Origin of the sequence: Rhizobium sullae (assembly GCF_900169785.1) — a bacterium.
Lineage (GTDB): Bacteria > Pseudomonadota > Alphaproteobacteria > Rhizobiales > Rhizobiaceae > Rhizobium > Rhizobium sullae.
On the sequence record NZ_FWER01000236.1, the window covers coordinates 1 to 286 of the forward strand.

1 protein-coding gene is annotated in these 286 nt (G+C 60.1%); it reads left to right on the forward strand.

The features are described from left to right. On the forward strand, positions 1-286 hold a 286-nt coding region (locus BN1800_RS39945), incomplete at both ends, for a class II fructose-bisphosphate aldolase (RefSeq protein WP_179214048.1).

Consider the following 286-nt stretch of genomic DNA (forward strand, 5'->3'; position numbering starts at 1 on the left):
TCATCTCGGCGGCGTTTCTGTGGAGGGAGAACTCGGCGTCCTAGGTTCGCTGGAGACCGGCATGGGCGAAGCCGAGGATGGCCACGGAGCCGAAGGCAAGCTCTCGCAAGATCAGCTTCTGACTAATCCGGACGAAGCCGTCAAATTTGTCCGCGAAACTAGGGTCGATGCGCTGGCGATTGCGATGGGCGCATCGCACGGCGCCTACAAGTTCAGCCGCAAGCCGGACGGCTCGGTGCTGGCGATGAACGTCATCGAGCAGATTCACGAGAAGCTGCCGAATATT